Raw genomic sequence first — 9,138 nt, 5'->3', positions numbered from 1 at the left:
CTATATTTTTATAATATAACGTCATTTTTTTATTACTATACTAACTTACCAATAAATAAATATTAAAAATTTACATTCCTATTCCTGTACCAACTCCACCAACCTGACTGTCGTTTTTCTTTTCTTGAAAATCGTTAGAAATATTAGTTTTATTTGTTTGGAATTGTCTTTTTGTATTACCAAATTTCCAAGTAAGTGTTAATCCTATTTGCTGAACAGGAATCACTATATTTACACGTTGCATAAAGTCAGTTCCTTCGCTATAAGTGTTTTGTTTTATTTTTCCAGAGAATGGAGTAAAGTAGTTTAAAGCTACATTTAGTTTTTCGTTAAAGAAATCTTTCGATAAAGCTAAATTTATCATATCAAATCCTTGACTATAACCTTGCAATGTATATCGTTTTGTCATACCTCCGGTATATATACTTGCTTTCACATTCCAAGGCAAAGTTTGTTGCACTCCAATAAATGCCATTGCTTGCCAAGCATATTTTTTTTGATTAAGTTTATTAGAACGCATATCTCCATAATCTAATCCACCATTAAGAAAAATACGTGTATTTGGCGTTATAGAATAGTTTATAAATGTATTGAAGTTAGTCCAACGGCTGCGTACAATATTACCATAAGTAGTGTTCAATAAACCGTTAGCATCCATAAACGAATATTGTTCTATCTGATTATTAGCAAATGCTTCGCCTAAAGTAAGATTTATCATGAATTTAGGAGTGAAGAAATTGAATACAACACTTATATTGTGGCTTTTTTCTACATCAAGGTCTGGATTACCGTATGTAAGTGCAGTTGGTATAGAACGATCGATATATGGATTTAAGAATGTAATTCCTGGACGCAAAATGCGCATATTGTAGTTTATACCAATATTTAGCGTAGCCCCTATATTATAGCTAAAGCTTGCCGAAGGTACTAAATTATTGTAGCTTCGTTTAAAATTAGAACCATGTCCGAGTATAAATTCTACATTCTCCCATGTATGTTCGTAACGTGTACCAAATTTAGAACTAAACTTACCCAAAGTTAATTTATATTCAATATACGAAGCTAAAATGCTTTGTTTGTTTTTGTAGTTTACACTGTTAGTGGTGTTCAGAACTTCGTTTCCACTTATTATATTGTAATATTTAGAATCGGAAGTATTTCTTCGTCCTATAAATTTAGCACCTATATTAAGTGTTTGTATTTTAGACAAAGGTGTTGTATAGTCAGCTTGAAATGTATGTTCTGTACCACGCATTTCAGAATCAGAATGTAAATCGTTTAATGTTAGTGGTATTCCCACAGGTAATGGGTCGTAAATGTTTCTACTTTCTGCTGTTGTAGGGTTTGTAGTGAACAGATAACTCAAGGTAATGTTACTTGTTTTATTGTGGTTTAAAAAGCGTTGATAGTCTATGTTTCCATTAAAAGAAGTGTTTTTATTTTGTGTCATCATATAGTTTCCATACGAAAACCCACTGCCATACATACCACCAGAGAAAATTGTTGTTGGATGTCCGTTACTCTTTATGTTGAAATTCATTAAACCAATAGAAGCTCCTATATTGCTTAACGAATCTATATCGTAACCCAAACTAAAGTTTGCCATATTGAAAGGCACTTTTGTTTTACTTGTTTGAAACGAATTCATTTTCGACCCATCAGAAGCAATACGTTCTGTTGTAAGTTCCATTTTTCCTGTTTGCGAATGGTTGTGCGTTACATTAGCACTGTAGGTTAGTTTTCCTTGTTGTCCGCTTACAAATACAGAACCATTCCAACCAAAGTTATTAATCATACCACTAATACTTCCATTGTAACCGTTCATATTATTTTGTTTTCCACCTATTTTATTCATCACAATGTTTAAAACACCACCAACTCCTTCAGCATCATATTTTGCGCCAGGGTTAGTTACAACTTCAATTGACTTGACTGAAGATGCAGGCATTGATTTAAATATCTGTGAAGGATTAGCAGAAAACATTACATTTGGTTTGCCATCTACATAAACTTTAAAAGAACCTTGTCCGTTTACAGTAATATTATCTTGTCCGTCTACCGTTACCAATGGAACTTTACGCAACATATCGAGTACAGTTTTCGATTTAGAATCAACATCGTTCTCTATATCATAAGTCATTTTGTCGGTTTCCATTTTTACAAGTGGCTTTTGTGCTACAACTTCCACACCTTTCATCATTTTTTCATCGTCTTGAATTAAGATAGTTCCAAGATTTAAAGTAGTGTTTGCTGCACTAATATGCACTTTTCGTGTTATAATTTTACGCCCAATAGAACTTATTGTAAGTGTAAAATTGCCTGTTCCTTCTACTTTTTGCAATATTTTACCATTATCATCGGTAACAGACATAGCAATAGGTTTATCTAATTTCCCATTTTTAAACACACGAATAGTTGCAAACGATTCGCTTTCACGTGTAATAGAATCGAGCAATTCACCTATAATAGTGTTTGTTTGCGCATTCATTATTGTGGCTATCCACATTAATGCAAATGTTAGTAACGTTTTTTTCATATTATTGTTTTTGTAGTTTATTTTTGCACAAAGATAAATATAATATAAAGTAGCCGAAAATATATTTCGACCACTTTATTTATTTTTTCGACGAAAAGATATTTTTAATTTACTTGCGATTCTATTTTGTGGCGAATACCTTTCATTGAAGTAAGAAAAGCTTTGGCAGAACCAAACTTCAAATTTAAATCTAACCGAATAGGAATATGATTTTCATCGTCGGTTACAAAAAAGTTGGCTATATTACGCCACTTATCATCGTCTTTTTCGTAATAAGCAAGTTCTAAGCAACGATACTTCTTGTCGTTATCAGCCTTTATTGTTTTTTTACCATTATAAATTATACGTGCTGGAGCAAGAGTTTTACCACTTACTAATGGGAAATTCACAACAAATCCTTTCTTCCAACTTGTAGGATTAAAACTACGTGCCCTAAGAAATATACTCATCATATCGTAAACACATTCTTTTGGCGAACTGCTTTTCCAATGTTTTTCTCCATCAGCATCTATTCTGTGCTGCTTTATATTAATATTACCATTAGGATACGAATAAAAAACCTCGTCTACCGTATATCTTTTACCTTCTTTAGCCCCTTTACGATAATAAAGTGGTGCTAAATCTTTCGTATTATAGCAAAGTAATGTGTCGCGCATAATAAAATAGTTATCCAATTTTCCATTACCACGCGTTGTTAACGATGCACGATAAGCAGGAATACCTTTATAAGTAGACGAAACTGTATACCAAGAAGCAGTTCCAACCTTTACCCAAACAAATTTCCAATTAAAATAAAGGTTATAGTTTAAAAATTCTCCACTATTAAAAGCAGTGTTATGGAAAGAACATTGTGCCGAAATCGATAAAGAAAACAATAAAAAAAGCGACACTACATAAAATTTAAATTTTCTCATCTTATTCACATTTTTCTTGTTAGTTACATTATATTCTTATTTATTCTTTTAAAAAGAAAAAATAAAAGAGTAGTATGATGTGTTGTGGATAGTGTTTATAAGTTTTCAATCAATTTCTTGCATATTTAGTTATTAAACCGTGAATAAAAGTTATCCACACTATAAAAATTTGCTTTCTTATTGATATTCAACTAATAAATAAAGTTATCCACATTTCCACTCTATCTTGCAAAGATAATAAGTTAATATCTTTTATATTGTAAAAGCTGTGTAAAACTTCTATAAAAGTCTATTAATAACTTGGTAGTTATACCCATTATCTTCGTTATCTTCTGTGCATTGTTCATAAACTAAAGGTTATTCTAAAGTTATTAGTAAAGTTATCCACACAGTTATTCATAATCCTGATAAATTGATTTTAACCCAAATAGTCATTAGCTCACAATGGATCCATTGTTTAATTAATCGTATTGTTTTCTGACTAATGACTAATTTGAGTTTAAATATAGATTTAGTATGTTCTTATAATATACTTATTATATAGTTATATTTATAGAACATGGGTGTGTCTCAACAACTCTAAAATTTTGTTTTAATAACCTTTTATCGAAAAAGCAAATTTGAACTTTTCCTATTTGTGCTAAATAAATTCCAGATTTTGGAAAACAAATAGTTGTACTATTAAAAGAATTAGGTACAGCCAAAACTCTTATTGCGCTATAATTAAAATCAGGGAGCTTTTTTAAATATTGAAGAACAAAAGAGAAACTAACTTTTTTTTCTTATTTTTCTTTTTTATTTCTTCTGCGAGACTAACAAATTCATCAAAAGATTTTAAATCGCCTAAAAGGTCATAAAGCAAAGGAGAATGCGCATCATATAATGTTTGACAAATTACATATCCTTTAGATTTATATATGGTTTCTCCCCACCATTTTGCATTTTCTAAGCGTGTATCCCAAAAATAATAACCTTCTCCTAACCATGGAGTTTTAGCACCGGTTTTAATTTTTTTATTTTCATAAAATAAAGAACAGAAATATGGACCATGATTTTCTATTTCTTCATTATTATTACGATGTTCAAGTGTTTGATAAATTTTGGTAAGTTTCATTTATCATTTAACTACAGATGTGTTTTTGCAAAGAATATCTGTCAATCCCATTAAGTTTACTGTTGGCAATACTATAGGAGAAGTATTTGCCTGTAACGAAAGTGTACTGACAAAAGCTCTTATATATGGGAAAATTATTGCGAGACTATTAGGATAAAAAAATTCTGGTATATCATTAAATCTAATTTTCCCATTAAAAGAAAAAGATGCAATACAAGAAATACTTATTACAACTGTATCTGTCTCTTTATAGATTACAGCAGTATCAAAAAATAGTTTGTAACAGCCATCTTTTTCATAAAATTTACCTGAAGGCTTGAAATTTATATCTAACTCAGCTTTTTGCGGTATATCAAAATTTAAAATTGCCTTAGTAAATTTATAGCCATCTAATTTAAATGCTACTTCATTGTTCATAGTTATGCTACTTTACCATATTGTGCATTAGAATTTATATTATCAGTAGAGACAGTGAAATTATAATTATTTTCATTTAAGAAATCATCAGAAGAATTATATTCTATCTCTGTACCAATATAACCTCTAATTATATTAGCATATTCTATAACATCAGGACCAATCTCATTGAGGTAGTCCCATTCTCTGCTCTCTTTCTCAAGAATATCTGCTGGAGTATTCTCAAAATAATTTTTAAGTTGCTCAAGAAGTTTTCCCATTGTCCTTTTGTTACTTTTTTATTTCTATGGCAAAGGTATGATTTTATTTCTGAATATCCTAATAATACTCTATATTTCGATATAATTGTATATGTTTGTTATAACTTTATTTTTAAGTTTATATAAAATATTTAAATTCTCACACAAAAAAAATAATTATAAGTTGAGGAATTTCTTATTAAAAAAAATAATTTTTTAATTACAAATTTTGAAATTATAATTATATTTTTCGGAGAGAATATCTATAACTTACATAAAATAGCTAAAAAACAGGGATATTCAGTAATTTTGCAGTAATTTTGCAATTTAAACAATAGGATAAGAAATGAATTTAACAAGCATAGTAAATAAGTTGTACTTTCAACCTCGCCGACGAGAATTGGAACGTTATATTAATAAAGGCGAAGAAATGCAACACGAAATATTACAATACTTGGTTAAGCGTGGCAAAGATACTGAATATGGTAGAAAATATTTGTTTTCTACAATAAACAATTATAACGATTTTGCACAGAATATACCTCTTAATACTTACGAAGAATTAAAAGGATATATTGACCGAATGAGGCATGGAGAACGAAATATATTATGGCCAGGACAAGTAAAATGGTATGCAAAATCGTCGGGAACTACTAATGATAAAAGTAAATTTATTCCAATTACGCACGAAGGTTTACAAAATGTGCATTATCAAGGAGGAAAAGATGTTCTGGCTTACTATTTAAGCAACAATCCTAATAGTAAACTTTTTAGTGGAAAAGGACTTATTCTTGGTGGAAGTCATTCGCCCAACTATAATTTTTCAAATTCGCTTGTTGGCGATTTAAGTGCCATTCTTATAGAAAATATAAATCCATTAGCCAATCTTGTTCGTGTACCTTCTAAAGAAGTTGCATTGTTAAGCGATTTTGAAGTAAAGCGAGATAGAATGGCTAAAGAAGTAATTTCGCAAAATGTAACCAATATTTCGGGTGTTCCATCGTGGATGTTGTCAGTTTTGTTACGTGTAATGGAACTGTCTGGAAAGAAACATTTGCAAGAAGTTTGGCAAAATTTAGAAGTTTTTTTCCATGGAGGTATATCTTTTACACCTTATCGTGAGCAATACGAACAGCTTATTTCAAAGCAAGATATGCAATATATGGAGACTTACAATGCATCGGAAGGATTTTTTGGAATACAAGACGATCCAAACGATAAGAGTATGTCGCTAATGTTAGATTATGGTGTATATTACGAATTTTTACCAATGGACGAATTTGAAAGCGAAAAGCCAAATATAGTTCCATTAGAAGGTGTAGAAATAGGGCGCAATTATGCCATTATTATTAGTACAGTGTGTGGATTATGGCGTTACGAAATAGGCGATACTATACAGTTTACATCTGTTCGTCCTTATAAATTTGTTATTACAGGGCGTACAAAATATTTTATTAATGCTTTTGGCGAAGAACTCATAATGGATAATGCCGAAAAAGGAATAGAAGCTGCCTGCAAAGCTACTGGAGCGCAGATTTCTGATTATACAGCAGCACCAATTTTTATGGATTCAAATGCCAAATGTCGCCATCAATGGCTAATAGAATTTACAAAAATGCCCGATAGTATAAGCGATTTTGAACGCATATTAGATAGCAAATTGCAAGAAATTAATTCCGATTACGAGGCAAAACGCTTTCACGATGTAACATTACAACAATTAGAAGTGGTAGTTGCACGGAAAAATTTGTTTAACGATTGGTTAAAATTGAAAGGTAAACTTGGTGGTCAGCACAAAATTCCACGACTATCGAACAGTCGGAAGAATATAGACCAAATGTTGGCAATGAATATAAACTAAACAAATATGAACAAACAAGGCATAAAGAAAACAAGTTGGAAAGTAGGAAGTATAATTTTATTCAACTTACTTTTACTAACTATTTTTTCGTGTGCAAGAATGGGGAGTCCTGACGGTGGTTGGTACGACGAAACACCACCAAAAATACTTGGAACATCGCCTGCAAATGGTTCTGACGATGTAAATAGTAAAAAAGTTACCATTCTGTTTAATGAATTTGTAAAGCTCGATAATCCAACCGAAAAGGTTGTTGTATCGCCACCACAATTAGAAGCACCCGAAGTTAAAGTAAGTGGAAAACGAATTACTGTGGCTTTACAAGATACTTTAAAGCCAAATACTACTTACACCATAGATTTTTCTGATGCCATTACAGATAATAATGAGGGAAATCCATTAGGAAACTATACTTATTCGTTCTCTACAGGCAACCGAATAGATACAATGGAAGTGGCAGGATATGTGTTAGAAGCACAAAACTTAGAGCCAATAAAAGGTATTTTAGTGGGACTTTACAGCAATCTTAGCGATACAGCTTTCCAACATGAACCTATGATGCGCATTGCTCGTACCGATGGAAATGGACATTTTGTGATAAAAGGTGTGGCAAAAGGCGATTATCGTATCTATGCTTTACAAGATATGGACGGTAATTACAAGTTTAATCAGCCAGGAGAAAAAATAGCATTTACACCAGAAATAATAATGCCTTCGTTTAAACCAGATGTACGACAAGACACTATTTGGAGAGATTCGCTCCATATTAGCGATATAAAACAAGTGCCTTATACGCACTTTTTGCCCGACGATGTAGTGCTTTCTGCCTTTACTCAAATACAAACCAACCGATATTTCTTAAAAGCAGAACGCAAAGAACCCAACCATTTCACCTTGTTTTATAGTTATGGCAATGCCGAATTGCCCGAAATAAAAGGTTTGAACTTTAACGAAAAAAATGCTTTTGTAGTAGAACCCAGTTTAAATCAAGATACAATTACCTACTGGCTTCGCGATACAATGCTCGTAAATCAAGATACATTGCGCATGCAGCTATCTTATTTAGCAAACGATTCATTAGGAAAATTGGTAAAACAAACAGATACATTAGAAGTTTTGTCGAAAGTTCCCTACGAAAAACGTCTGAAACAGCAAAAGGAAGAATACGACAAATGGAAAAAGCAACAAGAAAAGAGTAAAAAGAAAGGCGAACCTTACCTAACAGAATATCCAGCAACACCCTTAGAAGTAAGAATAAAAAACGGAACACAAATAGCACCCGACGAAAATCCAACCTTTATTTTACCATCGCCCGTAGCTATTTGCGACACGTCTAAAATACATCTTTACGAAAAGGTAGATACTCTTTGGCAACGTGCTAAATATCAGTTTGGCAGTGTTCCTGGTATTCCTCGACAATATAAACTTGTGGGTGCATGGAATCCAGGGCACGAATATAGTCTCGAATTAGATTCTGCCACCTTTATTGATATATATGGCAAGGCATCGCCAAAGGTAAAACAGAGTATAAAAGTGAGTTCGCTCGACGAATTTAGCACGCTAATTGTGTCGCTTCAACGAATGGAAGGCAAAAACTGTTTGCTGCAATTGCTCAACGAAAGCGATAAACCCATAAAAGAAGTAGTAGCAAAAAACAACGAAGCTACTTTCTATTATGTAAAACCAGGCACATTCTATTTGCGATTAATAGTAGACGAGAACGATAATGGTGTTTGGGACACCGGACTTTATAATACTCGCCAGCCAGAAGCTGTTTACTATTACACAAAAGAAATAGAATGTAAAGCCAAACGCGATGTAAGAATAACGTGGAATCCACGCCAAACTCCACTTTATTTGCAGAAACCGGCAAAGATAACCAAACAGAAAGCTGACGAGAAACAAAAAATAAAACGTCGAAACTACGAACGTGCGAAAAAGTTAGGATTAGAATATAACCCGAAAAGTGGTGTAGCTGAGAAAGTAAAGAAGAGTAAAAAGGCTCATCGTAAATAACACTTCCAGACGCTGTTATTGAAGAAAATAAAAAACGTAATTAT

At 32.1% G+C, this 9,138-nt stretch carries 7 protein-coding genes; 2 read left to right on the top strand and 5 right to left on the bottom strand.

Annotation, left to right across the window (positions count from 1 at the left end):
- Window positions 1-70: 70 nt before the first annotated feature.
- The 5 genes from HMPREF9144_RS01130 to HMPREF9144_RS01110 form a co-directional block, all read right to left on the bottom strand.
- Window positions 71-2,536, bottom strand: a complete 2,466-nt coding sequence (locus HMPREF9144_RS01130; RefSeq protein ID WP_006043951.1) for a TonB-dependent receptor domain-containing protein — start codon at window positions 2,534-2,536, stop codon at window positions 71-73.
- A gap of 104 nt (window positions 2,537-2,640) precedes the next feature.
- Window positions 2,641-3,450 (bottom strand): DUF3108 domain-containing protein, encoded by an 810-nt coding sequence (locus HMPREF9144_RS01125; protein WP_040595345.1) that lies wholly within the window; start codon window positions 3,448-3,450, stop codon window positions 2,641-2,643.
- Window positions 3,451-4,192: 742 nt separating this feature from the next.
- Window positions 4,193-4,564: a hypothetical protein gene (locus HMPREF9144_RS01120; protein ID WP_006043948.1), complete on the bottom strand. Its 372-nt coding sequence runs from the start codon at window positions 4,562-4,564 to the stop codon at window positions 4,193-4,195.
- A gap of 3 nt (window positions 4,565-4,567) precedes the next feature.
- Entirely contained in the window at window positions 4,568-4,981 is a 414-nt protein-coding gene (locus HMPREF9144_RS01115) for a protein-export chaperone SecB (RefSeq protein WP_006043947.1), read from the bottom strand.
- 2 nt (window positions 4,982-4,983) lie between these two features.
- Window positions 4,984-5,241 (bottom strand): hypothetical protein, encoded by a 258-nt coding sequence (locus tag HMPREF9144_RS01110; protein ID WP_006043946.1) that lies wholly within the window; start codon window positions 5,239-5,241, stop codon window positions 4,984-4,986.
- Window positions 5,242-5,566: 325 nt separating this feature from the next.
- On the opposite strand from HMPREF9144_RS01110, the gene HMPREF9144_RS01105 reads away from it, so the two are divergent.
- A complete protein-coding gene (locus HMPREF9144_RS01105) occupies window positions 5,567-7,081 on the top strand; it encodes a GH3 auxin-responsive promoter family protein (protein WP_006043945.1) in 1,515 nt (504 codons plus the stop codon).
- A 6-nt stretch (window positions 7,082-7,087) separates the two neighbouring features.
- Window positions 7,088-9,094 carry an Ig-like domain-containing protein gene (locus HMPREF9144_RS01100; protein WP_006043944.1) on the top strand — a complete coding sequence of 669 codons (2,007 nt, stop codon included), beginning with the start codon at window positions 7,088-7,090 and terminating at the stop codon, window positions 9,092-9,094.
- Window positions 9,095-9,138 lie beyond the last annotated feature (44 nt).

The organism is Prevotella pallens ATCC 700821 (assembly GCF_000220255.1).
Classification (GTDB): domain Bacteria; phylum Bacteroidota; class Bacteroidia; order Bacteroidales; family Bacteroidaceae; genus Prevotella; species Prevotella pallens.
Note: the sequence above shows the minus strand (reverse complement) of the source record. Positions and strands in the feature narration are given on the sequence as shown.

What these genes read in the sequence shown, in the direction of transcription:
- HMPREF9144_RS01125 (WP_040595345.1), bottom strand. Translation starts at nt 3,450, where the DNA reads ATGAGAAAATTTAAATTTTATGTAGTGTCGCTTTTTTTATTGTTTTCT.
- HMPREF9144_RS01120 (WP_006043948.1), bottom strand. Translation starts at nt 4,564, where the DNA reads ATGAAACTTACCAAAATTTATCAAACACTTGAACATCGTAATAATAAT.
- HMPREF9144_RS01100 (WP_006043944.1), top strand. Translation starts at nt 7,088, where the DNA reads ATGAACAAACAAGGCATAAAGAAAACAAGTTGGAAAGTAGGAAGTATA.
- HMPREF9144_RS01130 (WP_006043951.1), bottom strand. Translation starts at nt 2,536, where the DNA reads ATGAAAAAAACGTTACTAACATTTGCATTAATGTGGATAGCCACAATA.
- HMPREF9144_RS01115 (WP_006043947.1), bottom strand. Translation starts at nt 4,981, where the DNA reads ATGAACAATGAAGTAGCATTTAAATTAGATGGCTATAAATTTACTAAG.
- HMPREF9144_RS01110 (WP_006043946.1), bottom strand. Translation starts at nt 5,241, where the DNA reads ATGGGAAAACTTCTTGAGCAACTTAAAAATTATTTTGAGAATACTCCA.
- HMPREF9144_RS01105 (WP_006043945.1), top strand. Translation starts at nt 5,567, where the DNA reads ATGAATTTAACAAGCATAGTAAATAAGTTGTACTTTCAACCTCGCCGA.